Genomic DNA, 20082 nt, shown 5'->3' on the forward strand with positions numbered 1-20082 from the left:
CACCCACCGGCCGGCCGGAGGCGCCGCGCTGCTCGCTCCCCGTGACGTAGTCGCGCAGTGGTCGGTGCCGTCGATGTCGTGATGCACGTGGCGTAGTTGGTGTGGTTACCGGGCGGGAACCTCAGAAGAAGCGCAATTATTGCCCTCAGGCGTTGCTGTGCTGATCACCTGCTGTCAGGGTTTCGGCCATCTCAACCCTCGTCGAGAGATCCCCGGAGGCGTCTTGCCTGTCCGTCGTCGTGTCGTGGTCGCCGCCACATCCGTTGTCGCGGTCGCCGTTCCCCTTGTCTTCTCCCTCAGCGCGGGCGCCCAGCCGGGCCCTGGGTCCGCGCCCGGCGCCGCGTCGGCCGGCGGACTCAAGCCGCCTGCCAAGGAGTCCGTCGCCACCGGCAGTGGTGGCGCCGTCTCCAGCGTCAACCCCTACGCCTCCCGGGCCGGCATCGAAGTGCTGCGGCACGGCGGCAACGCCGCCGACGCCGCGGTCGCCACCGCCGCGGCCCTGGGTGTCGTCGAGCCGTACTCGGCCGGCATCGGGGGCGGCGGCTACTTCACGTACTACAACGCCCGTACCGGCAAGGTCAGCACCATCGACGGCCGGGAGACCGCGCCGGCCCGGATGAAGTCGGACGCGTTCCTCGACCCGTCGACGGGCAAGCCGATTCCGTTCCCGGAAGCCGTCAACTCCGGTCTGTCCGTGGGCGTTCCGGGAACGCCGGCGACCTGGCGGAAGGCGCTGCGCGACTGGGGAACGCTCTCCCCGGCCAAGGCCCTGCGGCCGGCGACGCGGCTCGCCGAGGACGGTTTCGTCGTCAACGACGAATTCCGCGCCCAGACCGAGATGAACGAGAAGCGCTTCCGGAACATCTCCTCCACCGCGAAGCTCTTCCTCCCGCACGGCCAACTCCCGGTCGTCGGCTCGCGTTTCCGCAACCCCGACCTCGCCCGTACGTACCGGCAACTCGCCCACGAGGGCATGGACGCGCTCTACAAGGGCGCCATCGGCCGCGACATCGTCCGGACCGTCCAGCACCCGCCGGTGGCACCGGGCGCCGACGCGAAGGTACGCCCCGGCCTGATGGCGGCCGGCGACCTCGCGAAGTACACCGCACTGCGCCGCGAGCCGACCCACACCACCTACCGCGGCCTCGACGTCTACTCCATGGCGCCCTCGTCGTCCGGCGGCACCACCGTCGGCGAGGCGCTCAACATCCTGGAGAACTTCCACCTCTCCGCGGCCGACCGGGTCCAGGCATTCCACCACTACCTCGAAGCCAGCCGGATCGCGTTCGCCGACCGTAACCGCTGGGTGGGCGACCCGGCCTTCTCCGACGTGCCCACCAAGGAGCTGATGGCGAAGACGTTCGCGAAGGAACGGGCCTGCCTGATCAAGCCGACCAGCACCCTGACCAGTCCGGTCGCGCCCGCGGACCCGCGGCATCCGGGCAACGGCTGCACGAAGGGCTCCGGCAACCACGAGCCGTACGAAGGCCCCTCGACCACCCACCTGGTGGCGTCCGACCGCTGGGGCAACGTGGTGTCGTACACCCTCACCATCGAGCAGACCGGCGGCTCGGCGATCACCGTGCCCGGACGCGGTTTCCTGCTCAACAACGAACTGACCGACTTCGACTTCACACCGCTCGCCAAGGACGTGCCCGACCCGAACCTCCCCGGGCCCGGTAAGCGGCCGCGCAGCAGCATGTCCCCGGTGATCGTCCTGAAGGACGGCAAGCCGCGCTACGCCGTCGGTTCGCCCGGAGGCGCCACGATCATCACGACCGTGCTGCAGACCCTGGTCAATCGCGTCGACCTGGGCATGACCCTGCCCGAAGCGGTCGCCGCACCGCGGATCTCCCAGCGCAACCGCCCGGACACCGAGGCGGAACCGGCGTTCCTCAAGTCCCCTGAGCGCGCGGCCCTGGAGCAGCTCGGTCAGCACTTCGTCGAGGCGCCGAAGACGTTCACCCCGTCACCGGAGATCGGTGCCGTCGCCGCCCTGGAGTTCCTCCGCGACGGCCGGACCCAGGCGGTCGCCGAACCGAAGCGCCGGGGTGGCGGGTCCGCGATGGTGCTCCACAAGACGGAGGGGGCGACGGAGGCCGCCCACTAGGGCCCGGCCCCGACCACCTCGGGGACCGACCGTCCTTTTCCTGCCCTCGGGCCCGCGGCGTTCACCGGCCGCGGGCCCGACGGCCGTTTCGAGAGGACACCGATCGGTTGAGCGTCCGGTCGGTTGAACGTAAGGTCGGTTGCGCGTTCGGTCAGTTGAGCGTCCGCAGCGCCGCCGGATCGTACGCGGCGAGCTCGCCGAACCGTCCCTCCAGCACCTTCGCCGCCCACTCCGGGTCCTGGAGCAGCGCACGGCCCACGGCCACCAGGTCGAACTCCTCGCGTTCCAGGCGGTCGAGGAGGTCGTCGAGGTCCTTGACCGCGGCGCCCTCGCCCTGGAAGCCGCGGATGAACTCGCCGTCCAGGCCGACCGAGCCGACCGTGATGGCGGGCCTGCCGGTGAGCTTCTTCGTCCAGCCGGCGAGGTTGAGGTCGGAACCGTCGAACGCCGGGAGCCAGTAGCGGCGCGTCGAGGCGTGGAAGGCGTCCACCCCGGCCTCGGCCAGCGGAGTCAGGAGCGCCGCCAACGCCTCGGGCGTAGCGGCGAGTTGTGCGTCGTACGCTTCCATCTTCCACTGCGAGTAGCGGAAGATCACCGGGAACGAGGGCGAGACCGCCGCGCGCACCGCGGCCACGATCTCCGCCGCGAACTTCGTACGGGAGACCGGGTCACCGCCGTACGCGTCGGTGCGCCGGTTCGTCTTCTGCCACAGGAACTGGTCGATGAGGTAGCCGTGGGCGCCGTGCAGTTCGACCCCGTCGAAGCCGATGCGCTCCGCGGCGGCCGCGGCCTCGGCGAACGCGGCTATCACGTCGTCGATGTCCTGCAGCGTCATGGCCCTTCCGGGGTCGCCGCTGCCGTCGACGACACGGATACCGGACGGGCCGACCGTCGGGGCCTCTGGGAACGGGGGCCGGCCGGCGCCGCGGACCATGCCGATGTGCCAGAGCTGCGGCACGATCGTGCCGCCCGCCAGGTGCACGGCCTCGGCGACCTTCGCCCAGCCCGCCAGCTGCTCCGCACCGTGGAAGCGGGGAACCCGGTCGCTCTCACCGGCCGACTCATGGCCCACGTAGGTGCCTTCGGTGACGATCAGGCCGACGCCGGCGGCGGCTCGGCGGGCGTAGTAGGCCGCCACCTCCGCACCCGGAATCCCGCCCGGGGAGAACTGACGGGTCATGGGCGCCATCACGATCCGGTTCGGCAGGGTCAGACCGTTGAGCGAGACCGGCCGGGAGAGGATCTGAGCCGCACGGTCGGCGGGCAGGGCGGGGGTGGTCACTTCGGGGCTCCTGAAGAGCAGTTGGGCCGGACATACACGGACAGCTGCGTGCAGACACGGACAGGTGCAGACGGAGGCGTGCGCCGTCGGGTGTGTGCGATGCGGTGCGGTGTGGTGGTGTGTCGTCCGATCAACTGCTGCGCGGGCCAGGACATTCCTTTACCGGGTGCCGAAGGGGTGGCGACGGCTGGGTTGGCCGATGGACACGGACGGACGGAGGGACGGGCGGACGGACGGACGGGCAGGCGGGTCGGCCGGTGGGCCCGGTTGGCATACTTGCCCGTCGGCGCGACGTGTTCATTCCCGCAGATGAGGAGCAGTCATGGCCGACCAGCCCACCACCGGGAAGACCACCTTCCGGACGGTCTTCGAAGTGGGCCCCGACGCCCTGGCACAGACACAGCGCATCGCCGACACCTTCCAGCGAGCGCTCGCCGACGAGGCGACCGTGGGTCAGGACTTCGGCGCGATCAGCCGCGCGGCGGGGACGCTCCCCGACAGCGCGATCGTCAAGATCATCCCTGGCTGGGGACTCCAGGAGACCGCTCCGGTCGGCGTCATGGTGCTCTCCCTCAGGGAGACCGTCCGCCAGGCGCTGGGGCAGACCTTCGGCAACCCGGCCTTCTGGGAAAAGGCCGAGGCGGCACTCGCCGATGCCTTCGTCGGCCTCGACGAACAGGAGGGCGGCCACATCCGGTTCCACAAAGCAGACGCCACCCTCGGCGAGCAGGGCAGCGCCTCAGGCGGTGGGCGGGCCACCGACAGCACCAGCTACTCCTACCGCCTGCTGTTCGCGCTCCAGGACGAGGAGACCGCGGGCTTCGTCCACGCCGTCGCCCTCTGTGCCGACGTGACCCTCGCGCTGGCCGCCGAGCAGGCCCGCGCGCTGACCCTCGACGACACGGCGCGTTTCGCCATCCGGCTGAATGCCCTCGGGGTGCGCCAGGCCCCCCGGTCCTGCGGCTGATCACCGTCCGTCCCCGGCCCCCCGACCGGCCCACCGCCATGGGCCGGGGTGCGGCACCGCAGCCCGGCCCATGGCGCGGTGCGGCCCCACGTCCAGGGCTACCCCGAGGCCTGAAAAGGCAATCGACCTTGCGGACTTGAAGCTGCCGCAGCGGCAGCTTCTACCGTTCCGACCAGGGCCGGACGGACCGGCCCGGTGAAGCACCCGGGAGGGAGGCGGCGATGGCCTGGCCGACCGCGCAGGTGGCCCGGATGTCGGGCGTGACGGCCCGGAGGCTACGGCACTACGACGAGATCGGCCTGCTGCCGCCGGCCTGGATCGGCGCGAACGGCCACCGCTATTACGAGGAGCGCCAGTTGCTGCGGTTGCAGCAGATCCTCGTGCTGCGGGCGCTGGGCCTGGGCCTGACCGAGATCGGCCGGATCCTGGCCGAGCAGGTCGACGAGCTTGAGGCGCTGCGCGGTCACCACCGCCGGCTGCTCGCCGAGCGCGACCGGCTCGACGCCCTGGCCGGCACCGTCGCCCGCACGATCACCGAACTGGAGCAGTCCGGAACGGACGGTGGCCCCATGACCCGTATCAACCGACCGGAGAACCTCTTCGAGGGCGTCCGGCCCGACCAGTACGGAGCGAACCTGCGGGAGTTCCCGGAGCTGGCCGCGGAGGTCGAGCGACGCACCGCCACGATGACCGGGGCCGAGATCGAGGCCGGGCACCGCGCGCGTACGGCGCAGATGATCCGGCTGGCCGAGCTGATGGCCGCCGGTGAGCCCGTCGACTCGGACGCGGTCCAGGCACATATCGACGCCCAGTACCGGACCCTGGCCGAGATCCGTGCGGTCCCGCCGGAGGAGCACCGGGCGATCGGGCGTGCCTGTGTGGAGAACGGGCAGTGGCGCGCCGCCTACGAGGCGATCGCGCCGGGCCTGGCCGCGTACCAGCGCGACGCCATCGAGGTGTACGCCGCCGCCCGGGACAACTGAGCCGAAGAGGGCTGACGTGGTGGGCAGCGCGCACCCACGACGGCGGCCCTGGCCGGCCCGTCGCGAACTACCACAAGCCACCCCCTTCCCGCCCCCGATTTCGCCCCAGATCGAAGAGATGGTGCGATCGCGGCATCTGGTGAAAAATCGCTGCTGCGACCGCCGTTGGGCACTTCGCGCCCGGTAGGGCCGGATTCCTGTGCGGCGGCCAGGCAGACCGGACCACCAGGGGGAACCATGCGAAAGATCACCAAAGCCGCCGCGCTGGCATGCGCCGTCGGCGCACTGACCACGATCGGTGCGACCGGCGCCCACGCCGCCCAGGCCGCCCAGGCCGCGGGCAGCCTGCACGGCTGTCCGTCCGGGGCCGTCTGTGTCTACCCGCAGAACGCCGGGTGGAACGGCGACCGTCCGTCCCTCGCCTTCTACAGCTACGGCCCGCACAACCTCAGCAACCAGGTGGGGCAGCACTACGTCCTGAACAACCAGACCGGCGGCGCGACGGCCCGCACCTGCACCGGCTACAACGGGACGGGGGACTGCCAGGGTTACCTCTGGGCCGGCTACTACATCGACAAGGACCTGACGCCGATCAACTCGATCCTCCTCGTCCGGCCGTAACCACCACCGGACCAACTACCTGTACTGGCAAGGAAGTTGTACCGGGCCGGGCTTCGCCGTGGAGGCCCGGCCCGGGTGCCGTTCCACGGTACGGGAGGGATGGCCCGGCCCCCTCTTGCGGCCACCTGCCGGATGTAGTCCGCTACCCCTCATGGGAAAGCCACCCTTCAGGGGAAACCGGAACATTGTCACGCTGATCGCCGCGGCCCTGGGCGCGGGAGCCCTGGTCGCGGCGGGCGCACCCGATCCACGCGCCGACGCCGCAGTCGCCGCACACGCCGCCAACTCGGTGCGCTCACAGGCAGGTTCGTCCGCACTGCCGGGTATCGATCTCCGCACCGTGACGATCCCGGAGTTACAGGCGCGGATGGCGGACGGTTCGCTGACCTCGTCCGCGCTGACCCGGGCCTATCTGCGGCGGATCGCCACCGTCGACCCCACGATCCACGCGGTGCTGCGTACCGATCCGACGGCGCTGCGCCAGGCGGCGGCCAGTGACGCCAGGCACCGACACGGCACCACCCGTGGCCCGCTCGACGGCATTCCCGTCCTGCTCAAGGACAACGTGGACACCCATGACCTGCCGACGACGGCCGGCTCGCTGGCGCTCGCCGGCAGCCCGCCGGACCGCGACGCCGCCCTGGTGACCCGGCTGCGGGACGCGGGCGCGGTGATCCTCGGCAAGACCAACCTCTCCGAGTGGGCCAACTTCCGCGCCGAGAAGCCGACGTCGGGGTGGTCGGCGGTGGGCGGGCAGACCCACAACCCGTACGTACTGGACCGGAATCCGTGCGGTTCTTCCGCCGGTTCGGCCGCCGCGCTCGCCGCGTCGTTGTCGCAGGTGGCGATCGGCACCGAAACGGACGGCTCGATCGTCTGCCCCGCCGGGATGAACGGGGTGGTCGGCCACAAGCCCAGCCTCGGGCTGGTCAGCCGGTCCGGCGTGGTGCCGATCTCCGCCGAGCAGGACACCGCCGGGCCCATGGCCCGCAATGTGACCGATGTCGCGCTCACCCTTGCGGTGCTCAGCGGCGACCACAGCGTTCGTAGCGAGGGACCAGACCGTCCCGGCGGCTCCAACCGTCTGCGCGGAAAGCGGATCGGCCTGTGGCGGCTGCCCCCGCTCGGGCCGAGGGTCGACGCCCTGATGACCCGTACGGCGGAGAAACTGCGCACCGCGGGTGCCGAAGTCGTCGAGGTGACGCTCCCGTACCAGGACCGGCTGGCCGAGCTCGAATTCCCGGCCCTGCTCAGCGAATTCCACCGGGACATCGACGCCTACCTCGCCACCCGCCACGGGCCGCGGAACCTCGCCCGGCTCATCGACTTCCACCGCACCCACCCGGCGGAACGCACCTGCTTCGCCGGGCAGGAACTGTTCGAGCGGGCGCTCACCGCGCCGCCCACCACCGACCCCGGATACCGGGCCCGCCGCGCCGAGTTGACGGATCTGGCCCGGCGTTCCCTCGACGAGACGCTGGCCGCCCAGCATCTCGACGCCATCGCCGCGCCGACGAACCCGCCCGCCTGGACGACCGATTGCGCGCGCGGGGACAACGACGTGATCCCGTCCTCCACCCCCGCGGCGGTGGCCGGCTACCCGTCCCTGTCGGTGCCCGCCGGGTTCGTCGACGAGCTGCCGGTCGGTCTGCTCCTGATGGCCGGCGACCACCGGGACGCCCAACTGCTCTCCCTCGGGGCCGCGGTGGAGCACCGCCTGCACGCCTGGCGGGCGCCGCGCTACCTGCCGTCGGTGGGCCCGGAGAGCTCCCGGCGGTGAGCGGCCCGAGGGCGCCGGTCCGGCGCGGTGACGGCAGGGCGGTTCCGCCACCACGGCACGAGCTGGACCACACCGAACGCCACCTCGACGAGGAAGAACGGCCACAGCACCCGCGGGGCCCCGTGGGCCAGCGCGTACGCCTGCCAGGAAGCGAACAGCCCCCGCGCGGCGGCGTCGAACAGTCCGTGCACCGGCAGCGTCCGCACGACCCGCAGCAGGGCCCACACGACCACGACCGAACCCATCAGATTCGCGAACAGGGTCTGCATGGGTTCGCGGGCCGGCATGGCGCCCAGCCCGAGCGCACCACCCCACGACGACAGCGCGCCGTGCACCAGCGCGTACGTCCACGGGGTCGCGAACCCCGCCGTGACGACGAGGTCGTACCAGGCACTCGCGCGCACCACGCGCAGATAGGACGGGCGGGAAGGGGCGACAAGGCGTACCACGGGGCGACTCCTGTTGTTCTGCCGAACTGGCTTGAGGACGCGGTCTCATGACGGCGTCGCCGCACGCTAAAGGGTGGAGTAGGCTCCAAGGTCAAGCCCACGACCGGACGGGGAGTCATGCTCATCGGCGAACTGGCCGCGCAAGCGGGCATGACCAAGGACACCATCCGCTTCTACGAGAGGCTCGGGCTCGTCACCGGCCGGCGGCTGCCCAACGGCTATCGCGACTTCCCGCCCGAGACCGTGGCCTGGCTGCTCTACGTCCGCACCGCGCAGACGCTCGGCTTCTCCCTCGCCGAGATCGCCCGGCTCGGCGAGGAACTGCGCGACGCACCGGACTCCGCCGAGAGACTGTCCGCGCTGTTCGAGGAGAAGATCACCCTCATCGATGCCCGGATGGCCGAACTCGCCGCCCTGCGCGCCGAGCTCGACACCCGCGTCGGTACCGGCTGCCCCCTCCGGGCAGCCCGCCCGGCCGGCTGAGCGCCCGCAGCCAAATTCCATGGTCGACTCCGGACCCCGGCTCCTATGATGGCCGGACCTGACCACTGACGGCCGACTGCCGTCCTATCCGCGCCGTCGGACGCACGCACCGCCCGTCCGGCCACGCTCCGGTGAATGACTTCCGATCACATACCGCACACCTTCCAGGTCGATCTCCGCGGCCTGGTGGATCTGCTCTCCCACCACCTCTACTCCAGCCCCAGGGTCTATCTGCGCGAACTGCTGCAGAACGCCGTGGACGCCATCACCGCCCGCCGCGCCGAGCAGCCCGATGCCCCCACCCGCGTGCGCCTGTACGCGGACGAACCGGGCCTGCTGCGCGTGGACGACTCCGGGATCGGCCTGACCGAGGCCGATGTGCACCATCTGCTGGCCACCATCGGGCGCAGCTCCAAACGCGACGGCCTGGAGTCGGCCCGGGCCGGATTCCTCGGCCAGTTCGGCATCGGTCTGCTGGCGTGTTTCGTCGTCGCGGACGAGATCCGTGTGGTCAGCCGGTCGGCGCGGGACACCACTGCCCCGCCCGTGGAGTGGACGGCCCGCGACGACGGCTCGTACACCGTGCGTACGCTGCCCGACGGCGCGCGCCCGGAGCCCGGCACCACCGTGCACCTCACCGCCCGGCCCGGCGCCGCCGAATGGCTCACCGAGGCCCGGGTCACCGCCCTGGCGAAGGAATTCGGCTCGCTGCTGCCCTATGACGTACGGGTCGGCGACGCACCGGTCACCGACCGCCCGGCCGTCTGGGAGCGCCACCACCCCCACCCGGCCGCGCGGCGGGTCGCCCTCGCCCGCCACTGCCACCAGCAGTTCGGCTTCACCCCGCTCGACTCCATCGACCTCGACCTGCCGGTCGCGGGGGTACGCGGGGTCGCCTACGTCCTGCCCTCCGCCGTCAGCCCCGCACAGCGCGCCGGGCACCGGGTGCACCTCAAGGGCATGCTGCTGACCGACCGCGCCGACGAGCTGCTGCCCGACTGGGCGTTCTTCGTCCGCTGCGTCATCGACACCGACAGCCTGCGCCCCACCGCCTCCCGCGAGAGCCTGTACGCCGACGAGACCCTCGCGGCGGTCCGTGACGCCCTCGGCGCCCGCATCAAGGACTGGTTCACCGGACTCGCCGGCGGGGATCCCGAGCGGCTCGCGCAGTTCCTCTCGGTGCACCACCTGGGCGTGAAGTCGCTGGCCCGGCACGACCGGGACGTGCTGACCACCATGCTGCCGTGGTTGCCGTTCGAGACCACGGACGGACCACTGCCCCTGGAGGAGTTCGCCCGCCGGCACCCGGTGGTGCACTTCACCCGGACCGTCGAGGAGTACCGGCAGGTCGCCGCCATCGCCGCCGCCCAGGGCATCGGCGTGGTCAACGGCGGCTACACGTACGACACCGAGCTCATCGAGCTGCTGCCGGCGGTACGGCCCGGCACGAGCGTCGCCGAGCTCGACGCCGACACCGTCGCCGCCCATCTCGACCCGGTCGACCCCGCCGAGGAACTGGCGGTGTCCGGATTCCTCGCCGCCGCCCGCAGCAAACTCGACCCGCTCGGCTGTGACGTGGTGCTGCGCACCTTCCACCCGGTGTCCGTCCCCGCGCTCCACCTCGACGACCGCTCGGCCCGCCAGGAACGGGCCCGGGCCGAGGAGGAGGCACAGGCGGACGAGTTGTGGGCCGGCATCCTCGGCAGTCTGCGCGGCAGCGCACCCCGCGCCCGGCTCGTCCTCAACCACCACAACCCACTGGTCCGCGCCATCGCCCGGATCGCGGAACCGGAACTCGCCGGCACCGCCGCCGAGGCGCTGTACGGCCAGGCCCTGCTGATGGCCCAACGCCCGCTCCGTCCCGCCGATTCGGCGCTGCTCAACCGGGCGTTTTTGGACCTGCTGCGCTGGGCCACGCACCAGGACGGACAGGGGGAGGCCCGATGAACGATGACGTCCGGAGGCTCAGCGAGATCGCGGACATCCGCCGGGGACTGGCGGACAACCTGGAGGCACCCAACGGCCCGGTCCGCAACGGCCGCGCCGAGGAACTCGTGGCCCGGTCCGAGGGGACCGGTGACCGGCGGCTGCTCCTCGACGCGCTCTTCGGGCTGATCAGCGGCTACCAGTTCAGCGCGGAGAGCGACAGGATGTTCGTGCCGTTCGCCCGACTGCTGCGCATGTGGGACGAGGACCCCGGGGACTTCGACGGCTACGCCGTCCACCGGCTCCACTGGCGCTTCAAGTGGGTCAGCAGCGGCATGATCGACTACCCCGGCATTCCGCTGGACGCCATCCGCCGCTGGCTCACCGAGATGGCCCACCGCTACCGCACGGCCGGGTACACGCTGCGTGCGGTCCGCGCCGCCGAGTTCCGCCTCGCCGACCACCTGGGCGACGACGCCCTCGCCGGCCGGCTGCTGGAGGAGTGGATCGCCGCCGACCGCGACGAGATGAGCAACTGCCACGCCTGTGAACGCAATGCGCAGGGCGCCTGGTACGCCGACCACGGTGACGACGAACGGGCCCTCGCCCTCTGGGCGCCCGTACTGAACGGTGACCTCAGCTGCCGGGAGGAACCGCACCGCGTCCTCTCCCGGTCCCTGCTGCCCCTGGTACGGCTCGGGCAGTACGACGAGGCCCGCCGCCACCACCTGCGCGGCTACGCCATGGCACGCGGCAACGAGAGCCTCGTGGCGACCGTCGGCCGGCACATCGAATTCTGCGCACTGACCGGCAACGAGGCACGCGGCCTGGAGATCCTGGCCGAGCACACGGCACACCTCGCGGGCGACGGCGAAACGCTCGACCGGCTGGATCTGCTCGCCCCGACGGCCCTGCTGCTGCGGAGGCTGGTGGCACTGGGCCACGGCGACCGGCCGGTGCCCGCACCGGGCGGCAGCACCCTCACCGCCGACCGACTCCTGACGCGTACCGAAGCCGCGGTCACCGGCCTGGCCAGGCGTTTCGACGAGCGGAACGGCACCGATGCGGTCAGCAGCGGGGTGGCCCGGCGGATGGTCGGCACACCGCTCACCGACCGGCTCCCGCTCGGCGTCCGCGCCGCCCGGCTCGTCCCGCCCGCCACCGCCCGTCCGCAGGCCGCCGCTCCGGATCCCGCTCCGGTGGCAGCGGCCGGATCCGACGACGTCGCCGCGCTGCTGGCCGAGGCCCGCCGCCTCACCCAGGCGCAGCACCCGGAGGCCCACGCCGCCTGGAGTGCCGTCGCCGACGCCGCGGAACGCACCGGCACCGCACTGGACGCGCGCGCCCGCGCGGAGGTGACGGACCAGGCGGCCGGGGACGCCTTCGACGACCCGGACACGGCGATACCCCTGTTCCGTACGGCCGCCGAGCAGTTCGAGGCCGCCGGTGACCCCGGTGCGGCCGCCCTCTGCCGGGTGCGCGCCGCTTCGTGCGCCGCGGTCTCCGGCCGTCCGGAGGAGGGCCTCGCCGAACTCGACGCGGCCTGCGGGGAGTTGCGTGCGCTGCACGCCGAAGGCCGGGCCACCGCACGCCAGTTGACCGAGGCGACGAACACCGCGGTCCGGACCCGCCTGGGTACGCTCCACGCGGCCCCGGACCCGGCCGCGTCCGCGGCGGCCCTGGAGGACGAGCTGTGCGCGCTGCTCGCCTTCGCCGAGCGGCACCGCGGCGAGGAGCGGATGCTGTCCGGCCTCGCCGACGCCACCTGCCTGCTGGGCAGCGTGGTCGAGGGACGCGGCGACGCACCGCGGGCCGTCGAGCTGTTCCGCCGGGCGGCGGAGCTGTTCCACGAGGCCGCCGTGCCCTGGTTCGCCACCGAGGCCGAGGCCCAGCTGGCCGAGCTGTCCTTCCAGGAGGGAGATCCGGAAACCGCCGCGAAGTCCGCCCGGGCCGCCCTCGCACACGGCGGTGAGCTGCTCAACCCCGTCGGCGCCGCCCGCCTCCATCTCCTCCTCGCCGAGGCCCTGGCGGCCCTGGAGGGTGACGACTCCGAGGCGGCCGCCCATGCGCTCGACGCCACGCACTGGGCGGACGAGGCCGGCGACAGCGCCGGGCTCGGCGCATCGGCGCGGCTGGTGCTCGGCGGCACCCTCCTCCGACTCCGGCGCTTCGACGAGGCGGCGTCCGTTCTGGAGAGCGCCCTCCCCGACCTCCAGGCGCGGCACTCCGAGGACCGGGTCGTGCGGGCCCGCCGGTGGCTGGGCGCATGCCTCGACGCGCTCGGCGATCCGCGGGGGGCGAGCGCACAGTTCCTGCTCGCCGCCGACCTGGCCAAGGGCCGGGACGACCAGCGCGACCATGCCGTCCTCGCCCATCTCGCCGGTGACGCCCTCGACCGCTCCGGGCTGTCCGAGCAGGCCGCCGCTGCCTACGGGCGTGCCGAGGAACTCTGGTACGCCCTCGGGCAGCCGCACCATGCTGCCCGCGCCGTACGGGCCCGCGCCTGGCTCGCCCTGCGCGACGCGGAGAGCGGCCCGCAGGCCGCCCGGGACCTGATGGCCACGGCCGAGCGGCTGCTCACCGAGGCGCTCGCCGAGCGGACGGACGACGACCGTCGGACCCGGCTGCGGCGCGAACTCGCCGACACCCACCGCCAGACCGCCGAACTGCTGGTGCGTGCCCGCGCGTCCGAGCCCGGCGACGAGGACGACGACGGCACCGCACGGCGTGCGTACGAAGAGGCCCTCGGCCATGCGGAGAAGGCCGTCGCGGGCTACGCCGCCCTCGGCGGGGCCGGCCGGCACGACCACAACGCCGCCCAGCTGACGGCCGGTTGGCTGGAGGCCCGCCTAGGCCGCCGCTCCGCCGCCGGCGCCCGGGCCCGTACCGTCCTGGACGACTACGGCGACACGGACGGCACGGCGGAGGAGGACGCGGGCGGGGAGCGGGAGACCGTGCAGCGGCGCCGGGCGGCGGCCCGGGCCCTGCTCGACCGGGTCGCCTAGGCCGCCGCGCCGGCTACTTCGCCTTCTGTGCCTTCTGCGCCTTCGCCACGATCTTCTTGGTCAGGTCGAGGCCGGCGGCGCCCATGTCGTCGGACTGGACGTTGTAGAAGGTGGTGATCACGACGTTGCCGACCCGGGAGGCCACCAGCGTGGTGCCGCCTTCCCACTCGGGGGCGGAGAGGACGGCCTTGAGGGTCTGGTCGCCCACCTTCGGCACCGTGGTGGTCTTGATCGTCACCGCGGCGCTGGTGCCGTTGGACTTGTCCGTGAAGTGCGCACAGTGCTTGAGCACCTGGCCCAGGCGCAGCATGACCGTTTGCGCGTCCCCGCCCCGGAAGCTGTCGGCCTCCTGATTGAACTCCTCCTGGGCGGCGTTCGCGAAGTCGCCCTGGGCGAAGGCGGCGCCTTCCATGCCGGCGGTCTGGATCCAGGCGCTGGCCTCCAGCTTCGGGCAGGCGTCGGCCAGCTTGAGCGGCGCCTTCGACGAGGCGGGCGCGAGGGCGGCCCCCGAGTCACGGGTGGCCTTCGGGTCGGCCTTGTAGCCCTTGGGCAGTTCGCCGACCGGAAGCAGCAGGGCCTTCAGGCGGGTGCCGTTGAGCAGACCGGCGTTCGGGCCGGCAGCGTCCGAGGCCTTCTTGTGGCCCGCCGACGCGTCGGACGACGGCTGGTCGGAGCAGGCGGTGACGGCGAGCGGCAGCACGGCGGTCGCGGCGACCGCCGTCAAGGCACGACGAAGCTTCATGAAGCCTTCTTCTGGATCAAGAAAGGAAGTGAGGAACACGACGAGCCGTCGCGGTATGGGGGTACGCGGTGCGGCAGGCGCTGATCGTAAGGCTGAGCAGGGATGACGCCCAGCGATCCGCCGCTGCCGGGCATTCGGCGGCCGGACAACCGGAGGGGAAGATTCCCGTTAAACCGGGCAGTTGCCCTTGATTTTCGAGAATTTCCTATGGTGAATGTCACGCCGGGGAGGCGTTCCGCTGCCTCGGTGGGGCCCGGGGCGCAGGCGCCGGGGGAGATGCGGCGCGCGGCGGTCGCCCGGGCGCCCGGGGTCGCCGAGGTGCCGGACCTGGGTCCTCGGCTCGTCGGGCGAGCGCGGTGCGCACGCGGCGGAGACAGATTTGACCGTTTTTCAGTCACATATGGATACATGTAACACGGAGTACGTGACGCGCGATGTCGGCCATCGTGATCGTGCTGGTCGCGGCCGCGGGCGCGGTGCAGGTGCTGCAGGCCCGACGTGCGATCGCGGTGCGCAGCCGGCCCATGGTGGCGGCGGCGTGCAGTCCGTGGCCCACCACGGTGGGATCGGGAGAGCGCAACGCCGCTGCCGTACCGGGCGCATGCGCCGACAACGAGGAGACCACCGTCACCGGAGCCACCGTCCTGTACGCGGTCCACGACTCGGTCTCCGGGCACCACCTGCCCGAAGGCACCCGGATCGTCCTCTACACCGACGGCCTGATCCGCAGCCGCGAGCGCACCCTCGACACCGGCCTGACCCTGCTGCGCCGCGCCCTCACCGGCGCCGGGGACCGGAACGTCGACCAGATCTGCGAGGACGCCTGCCGCACCCTGCTCCCGGCCGAGCAGGGGGACGACATGGTGCTGCTCGTCGCCCGCACCCGACGACTGCCCGCGGCCCAGGTCGCCCGCTGGGACGTGCCCCACGAGCCCTCCGCGGTCGCGCCGGTCCGCACCGCCGTCAGCGAGAAACTCGCCGAATGGGGCCTCGCGGAGACCGCCTTCACCACCGAACTCATCCTCAGCGAACTCGTCACCAACGCCATCCGCTACGGCACCCCACCGGTCGCCGTCCGTCTCCTCCGCGACCGCACACTGACCTGCGAGGTCTCCGACGGCAGCAGCACCGCGCCGCACCTGCGCTACGCCGCCACCACGGACGAGGGCGGCCGCGGCCTGTACCTGGTCGCCCACCTCGCCGACCTCTGGGGCACCCGCTACACCCCCGAAGGAAAGATCATCTGGACCCAGCAACAGCTCACGTGAGGAGCCGGATGCCTGGTGCCTGCTCGCTGGTGGCCAGCGGGTGAGCGCAGTGGCCGCAGGAGTCCCGTACCGGCCTGACCATGTTGGTCTGCATGCTGAATCCTCCGGACTCGCCGGCCTGCGGGCAGTAGTACCCCAGGAACAGACGGACCCACGGCGCACGCGTCAGCGCGGTCGACGCCCGGTCCCGCTTCACGTCGTGGAACGGCGCCCACCAGTAGTCGACGACGGCCCGCAGCGCCGTCCGGTGCCGCTCGCCGGTGACGTCGAAGGCAGCGATCCGGGCGGCGGCGGGATGCGGCGGGTGCTCGTCGTCGGCCGAGCAGAGCGCGTGCTCCTGCCCGTACTCGAAGGCGGTGGTGCGCCCGGTGCGCCCGCAGATGAAGCAATCCAGGCTCAGCTCCAGTTTCTTCTGCCAGTGCAGGTTGTGGGAGCCCTCGTCGCGTGGGGGGTTGGTCAGTTCGGCGGTGATCTCAACACTTCGCAGCACCTGGCGATCATGACAGAACGCCGGGGCGGCGGCCTCAATGATGGCGCGGCCGGGGACCGTTCCGGGGTGCCGTCAGGGTGAGCCGGGTCTCACCCGGCCGGTACCTCTTGTTTATGCAACGAGTTGCATAGAAGGATCGGGGCATGGCGCTCGACCACGCGATCCTCGTCTCGCTGCTGGAGCGGCCGGGCTCCGGCTATGAGTTGTCCCGGCGCTTCGAGCGGTCCATCGGATACTTCTGGACCGCCACCCACCAGCAGATCTACCGCGTGCTCAAGCGCATGGAGAGCGACGGCTGGATCGACGTCCGCGAGGTGCCGCAGCAGGGGCGGCCGGACAAGAAGGAGTACTCCGTCGCCGCCCGCGGCCGGGCCGCCCTCTCCGCGTGGCTGCACGAGCCGATCGAACCGGAAAGCGTCCGGCACGACCTCGCGGTGAAGATCCGCGGCGCGGCCTTCGACGATCCCGCCGCGCTGATCCGCGAGGTCGAACGGCACCACCGGGCACACACCGACCGGCTCGCGCACTACCTCGCGGGCGAGCGGCGGGACTTCACCGGACCCGACGCCCCCACCGCACCCGACGCCGGACAGCAGCTCCAGCACGTGGTGCTGCGCGGCGGCATCGCCTACGAGCGGATGACGCTCGACTGGCTCGACGACGTCCTCGCCACCCTCCGCCGGCTCGGCGCGACACCATCGTCCGCCGACCCGGCCCCGTAACCGGACCACCTCAACCACCGACCCCGGAAGGCGACCCTCCATGGCCGACCAGCTGCTGTTCAACCCGCGCACCTACGACCCGGCGCACTTCGACCCCGAGACCCGCAGGCTGCTGCGCGCCACCGTCGACTGGTTCGAGACCCGCGGCAAGCGCAAGCTGATCGAGGACTACCGCTCCCGTGCCTGGCTGGCGGACTTCCTCGAATTCTCCGCCAAGGAAGGGCTGTTCGCGACCTTCCTCACCCCGGCCTCGGCCGCCGGCGAGGAGCCCGGGGACAAGCGCTGGGACACCGCCCGCATCGCCGCCCTCAACGAGATCTTCGGCTTCTACGGGCTCGACTACTGGTACGCCTGGCAGGTCACCATCCTCGGCCTCGGCCCGGTCTGGCAGAGCGACAACGCCACCGCCCGCGCCCGCGCCGCCGAACTCCTCGACCAGGGCGAGGTGTTCGCCTTCGGCCTGTCCGAGAAGGCGCACGGCGCCGACATCTACTCCACCGACATGCTCCTGGAGCCCGACGGCGCCGACGGCTTCCGCGCCACCGGCTCCAAGTACTACATAGGCAACGGCAACGCCGCCGGCCTGGTCTCCGTCTTCGGCCGCCGCACCGACATCGAGGGCCCGGACGGCTATGTCTTCTTCGCCGCCGACAGCCGCCACGAGGCGTACCAGCTGGTGAAGAACGTCGTCGACTCCTCCAAGTACGTCAGCGAGTTCCGCCTGGAGAACTACCCGGTCGGCCCCGACGACATCCTGCACACCGGCCGCGCCGCCTTCGACGCCGCCCTCAACACGGTCAACGTCGGCAAGTTCAACCTCTGCACCGGCGCCATCGGCATCTGCGAACACGCGATGTACGAGGCCGTCACCCACGCCCAGAACCGCATCCTCTACGGCCGCCCGGTCACCGCCTTCCCGCACGTACGCCGTGAGCTGACCGACGCCTACGTCCGTCTCATCGGCATGAAGCTGTTCAGCGACCGCGCCGTCGACTACTTCCGTTCCGCCGGCCCCGACGACCGCCGCTACCTGCTCTTCAACCCCATGACGAAGATGAAGGTGACCACCGAGGGCGAGAAGGTCATCGACCTGATGTGGGACGTGATCGCCGCCAAGGGCTTCGAGAAGGACACCTACTTCGCCCAGGCCGCCACCGAGATCCGCGGCCTGCCGAAGCTGGAGGGCACGGTCCACGTCAACCTGGCGCTGATCCTCAAGTTCATGGGCAACCACCTGCTCGCCCCGGCCGAGTACCCGCCCGTGCCCACCCGCCTCGACGCCGCCGACGACGCGTTCCTCTTCCGCCAGGGACCGGCCCGCGGCCTGGGCGCCATCCGCTTCCACGACTGGCGCGCCGCCTACGACGCCTACGCCCACCTCCCCAACGTCGCCCGCTTCCGCGAACAGGCCGACGCGCTCTGCGAGTTCGTCACCACCGCCGCCCCCGACGAGAAGCAGAGCCGCGACCTGGACCTGCTCCTCGCCGTCGGCCAGCTCTTCGCCCTGGTCGTGCACGGCCAGCTGATCCTGGAACAGGCGCAGCTCACCACCCTCGACGAGGACGTGCTGGACGAACTCTTCGCCGTCCTCGTACGCGACTTCTCCGCCCACGCCGTCGAACTGCACGGCAAGGACTCCGCCACCGAGGCACAGCAGACCTGGGCCCTGGCCGCGGTCCGCCGCCCGGCCACCGACGACGCCCGCTCGACCCGCGTCTGGGAGCGGGTGGAGTCGCTGGCCGGGGCTTACGAGATGGCCCCGTAACCCAAGTAGCCCTCACCACGTGGGGTAGTTGATGGAACGTCAGACCCGGCCGGGGTGTGCGGACGCCGGCCGGGCCTGACGGGGGGAGCGAACCCCAGCCCTCCGGGGTGCCCCGATGCCCCCGGCCCGCCGGCCGTCCGCATACTGAGGGCCATGGCCATCTACGACACGCTCGGGGCGACATACGGACGGACCCGGCGGCCCGACCCGCGGATCGGGGCGCGGATCCACGCCGCGCTCGGGGACGCGGCGGACGTGATCAACGTGGGAGCGGGCACCGGTTCCTACGAGACACCGCACACCGTCCTCGCGGTCGAGCCCAGCCAGGTCATGGTCGGCCAGCGCCCGCCCGGTTCCGCGCCCGCCGTGCGCGCGGTCGCCGAGCGCCTTCCGCTGCGCGACGACGCCGCGGACGCCGTCATGGCGCTGCTGACCCTCCACCACTGGACCGACCTGGCGGCCGGGATCGCCGAACTGCGCCGGGTCGCCCGCCGTCGCATCGTCATCCTGACCTGGGACCAGCAGGTCTTCCGCGAACGGTTCTGGCTCGTCCGGGACTACCTCCCGCAGGCCGCCGCCTTCGACGACGCCCGCGCCATCCCGATCGACGACCTGGCCGCCCTGCTCGGCGGCGCGGACATGGAGCCGGTCCCGGTCCCGTACGACTGCACGGACGGGTTCGGCGCCGCGTACTGGCGGCGCCCCCACGCCTACCTCGACCCCCAGGTGCGCGCCGGCATCTCGCTGCTCGCCCAGACCGGGGAGGACGCCCTCGCACCGGGCCTGGCGGCGCTCACCGACGACCTGGCGACCGGCCGCTGGCAGGACCGCTACGCCGATCTGCTCGCCCGCGACGCCCTCGACGTCGGCTACCGGCTCCTGGTGGCCGACTACTGACGCTCCGTCAACTCCCAGTCGGCCTTGGTCAGGGCGTATTCGACCTCACCGTGCTCGGCGCCGGGGATGGGTTCGGGCCAGTCGGCGAAGTAGGTGCGGACGTAGCGCAGGCCCGCCTTCTCCATCACACGCCGGGAGGCGACGTTCACGGCCATCGTGTTCGCGGTCACCCGCTGGACGCCGAGCTCGGTGAATCCCTTACGGATCAACGCTCGTGCGCCCTCGGTGGCATAGCCCTGGCCCCAGGCGGCCCGGCGCAGCCGGTAGCCGAGCTCGACGACGGCCGGGCTGTCCTCCTCGACCGGCCGGAACTCGAACCAGCCGAGGAACGCCCGGGTGTCGTTGGCCTCGGCGGCCCAGTAGCCGACGGTTCCGGTCGCCGGGAAACGGCGCAGCAGGCGCGGCAGGTTCTCGGTGCGGATCGTCTCGCGCGGCGTCGGCCGGCCGCCGTTGAGGTACCGCATCACCTCGGGATCGGCGTCGAGGTCGACCAGTCGGTCCACGTCTCCTGCGGTGAACGGGCGCAGTGCCATCCGCGCGGTCTCCAGGAAGGTGCTCATACGGCTCCTCATGCGGCTGTTCGTTCGGCTGC

16 protein-coding genes and 1 pseudogene are annotated in these 20082 nt (G+C 72.1%); 12 read left to right on the plus strand and 5 right to left on the minus strand.

Translation table 11 applies throughout. From position 1 onward, the window contains the following. Nucleotides 1-223 precede the first annotated feature (223 nt). Nucleotides 224-2110 carry a gamma-glutamyltransferase gene (gene ggt, locus ACFV1J_RS25680; protein WP_385861709.1) on the plus strand — a complete coding sequence of 629 codons (1887 nt, stop codon included), beginning with the start codon at nt 224-226 and terminating at the stop codon, nt 2108-2110. Nucleotides 2111-2261: 151 nt separating this feature from the next. On the opposite strand, the gene ACFV1J_RS25685 is transcribed toward ggt, so the two are convergent. Then, a complete protein-coding gene (locus ACFV1J_RS25685) occupies nt 2262-3392 on the minus strand; it encodes an NADH:flavin oxidoreductase (RefSeq protein ID WP_385861711.1) in 1131 nt (376 codons plus the stop codon). Between the two features lie 322 nt (nt 3393-3714). Here ACFV1J_RS25685 and ACFV1J_RS25690 point away from each other — a divergent pair, with 322 nt between their 5' ends. From ACFV1J_RS25690 to ACFV1J_RS25705, 4 genes are all read left to right on the plus strand, one after another. Beyond that, nucleotides 3715-4359, plus strand: a complete 645-nt coding sequence (locus ACFV1J_RS25690) for a Type-2Aa cytolytic delta-endotoxin (RefSeq protein ID WP_385861713.1) — start codon at nt 3715-3717, stop codon at nt 4357-4359. 221 nt (nt 4360-4580) lie between these two features. After that, on the plus strand, nt 4581-5342 hold the full coding sequence (locus ACFV1J_RS25695) for a MerR family transcriptional regulator (RefSeq protein ID WP_385861714.1): 762 nt from the start codon (nt 4581-4583) through the stop codon (nt 5340-5342). A gap of 237 nt (nt 5343-5579) precedes the next feature. Beyond that, nucleotides 5580-5963 carry a hypothetical protein gene (locus tag ACFV1J_RS25700; protein WP_385861715.1) on the plus strand — a complete coding sequence of 128 codons (384 nt, stop codon included), beginning with the start codon at nt 5580-5582 and terminating at the stop codon, nt 5961-5963. Nucleotides 5964-6114: 151 nt separating this feature from the next. Continuing rightward, nucleotides 6115-7743 carry an amidase gene (locus ACFV1J_RS25705; protein ID WP_385861717.1) on the plus strand — a complete coding sequence of 543 codons (1629 nt, stop codon included), beginning with the start codon at nt 6115-6117 and terminating at the stop codon, nt 7741-7743. Here the strand turns inward: ACFV1J_RS25705 and ACFV1J_RS25710 are convergent. Then, nucleotides 7704-8192, minus strand: a complete 489-nt coding sequence (locus tag ACFV1J_RS25710; RefSeq protein ID WP_385861718.1) for a hypothetical protein — start codon at nt 8190-8192, stop codon at nt 7704-7706. The two genes, ACFV1J_RS25705 and ACFV1J_RS25710, sit on opposite strands and share 40 nt — an antisense overlap. A gap of 117 nt (nt 8193-8309) precedes the next feature. Here ACFV1J_RS25710 and ACFV1J_RS25715 point away from each other — a divergent pair, with 117 nt between their 5' ends. From ACFV1J_RS25715 to ACFV1J_RS25725, 3 genes are all read left to right on the plus strand, one after another. Continuing rightward, a complete protein-coding gene (locus ACFV1J_RS25715) occupies nt 8310-8675 on the plus strand; it encodes a MerR family transcriptional regulator (protein ID WP_385861720.1) in 366 nt (121 codons plus the stop codon). 135 nt (nt 8676-8810) lie between these two features. Continuing rightward, nucleotides 8811-10622 carry an HSP90 family protein gene (locus ACFV1J_RS25720; RefSeq protein ID WP_385861722.1) on the plus strand — a complete coding sequence of 604 codons (1812 nt, stop codon included), beginning with the start codon at nt 8811-8813 and terminating at the stop codon, nt 10620-10622. Then, nucleotides 10619-13606 carry a tetratricopeptide repeat protein gene (locus ACFV1J_RS25725; RefSeq protein WP_385861724.1) on the plus strand — a complete coding sequence of 996 codons (2988 nt, stop codon included), beginning with the start codon at nt 10619-10621 and terminating at the stop codon, nt 13604-13606. Before ACFV1J_RS25720 ends, ACFV1J_RS25725 begins: the two co-directional genes overlap by 4 nt. Nucleotides 13607-13619: 13 nt before the next feature. Here ACFV1J_RS25725 and ACFV1J_RS25730 read toward each other — a convergent pair whose 3' ends face one another. After that, on the minus strand, nt 13620-14348 hold the full coding sequence (locus ACFV1J_RS25730; RefSeq protein ID WP_385861726.1) for a hypothetical protein: 729 nt from the start codon (nt 14346-14348) through the stop codon (nt 13620-13622). Between the two features lie 605 nt (nt 14349-14953). Here ACFV1J_RS25730 and ACFV1J_RS25735 point away from each other — a divergent pair. Continuing rightward, nucleotides 14954-15616: pseudogene (locus ACFV1J_RS25735) on the plus strand (ATP-binding protein); the annotation flags it as partial. Here the strand turns inward: ACFV1J_RS25735 and ACFV1J_RS25740 are convergent. Next, entirely contained in the window at nt 15609-16106 is a 498-nt protein-coding gene (locus ACFV1J_RS25740; protein ID WP_385861728.1) for a hypothetical protein, read from the minus strand. The pseudogene ACFV1J_RS25735 and the gene ACFV1J_RS25740 sit on opposite strands and share 8 nt — an antisense overlap. A gap of 143 nt (nt 16107-16249) precedes the next feature. On the opposite strand from ACFV1J_RS25740, the gene ACFV1J_RS25745 reads away from it, so the two are divergent. The 3 genes from ACFV1J_RS25745 to ACFV1J_RS25755 all read left to right on the plus strand — a co-directional run bounded on the left by ACFV1J_RS25745 (nt 16250) and on the right by ACFV1J_RS25755 (nt 19490). After that, entirely contained in the window at nt 16250-16828 is a 579-nt protein-coding gene (locus ACFV1J_RS25745) for a PadR family transcriptional regulator (RefSeq protein WP_385861729.1), read from the plus strand. A gap of 40 nt (nt 16829-16868) precedes the next feature. Further along, a complete protein-coding gene (locus ACFV1J_RS25750) occupies nt 16869-18593 on the plus strand; it encodes an acyl-CoA dehydrogenase family protein (protein ID WP_385861732.1) in 1725 nt (574 codons plus the stop codon). A gap of 153 nt (nt 18594-18746) precedes the next feature. Beyond that, a complete protein-coding gene (locus tag ACFV1J_RS25755; RefSeq protein WP_385861734.1) occupies nt 18747-19490 on the plus strand; it encodes a class I SAM-dependent methyltransferase in 744 nt (247 codons plus the stop codon). Here ACFV1J_RS25755 and ACFV1J_RS25760 read toward each other — a convergent pair. Then, nucleotides 19484-20050, minus strand: coding sequence for a GNAT family N-acetyltransferase (locus ACFV1J_RS25760; protein ID WP_385861736.1), 567 nt, complete (start codon nt 20048-20050; stop codon nt 19484-19486). The two genes, ACFV1J_RS25755 and ACFV1J_RS25760, sit on opposite strands and share 7 nt — an antisense overlap. Nucleotides 20051-20082: the final 32 nt, after the last annotated feature.

It is taken from the genome of Streptomyces sp. NPDC059649 (genome assembly GCF_042734445.1).
In the GTDB taxonomy this organism is placed as follows: domain Bacteria; phylum Actinomycetota; class Actinomycetes; order Streptomycetales; family Streptomycetaceae; genus Streptomyces.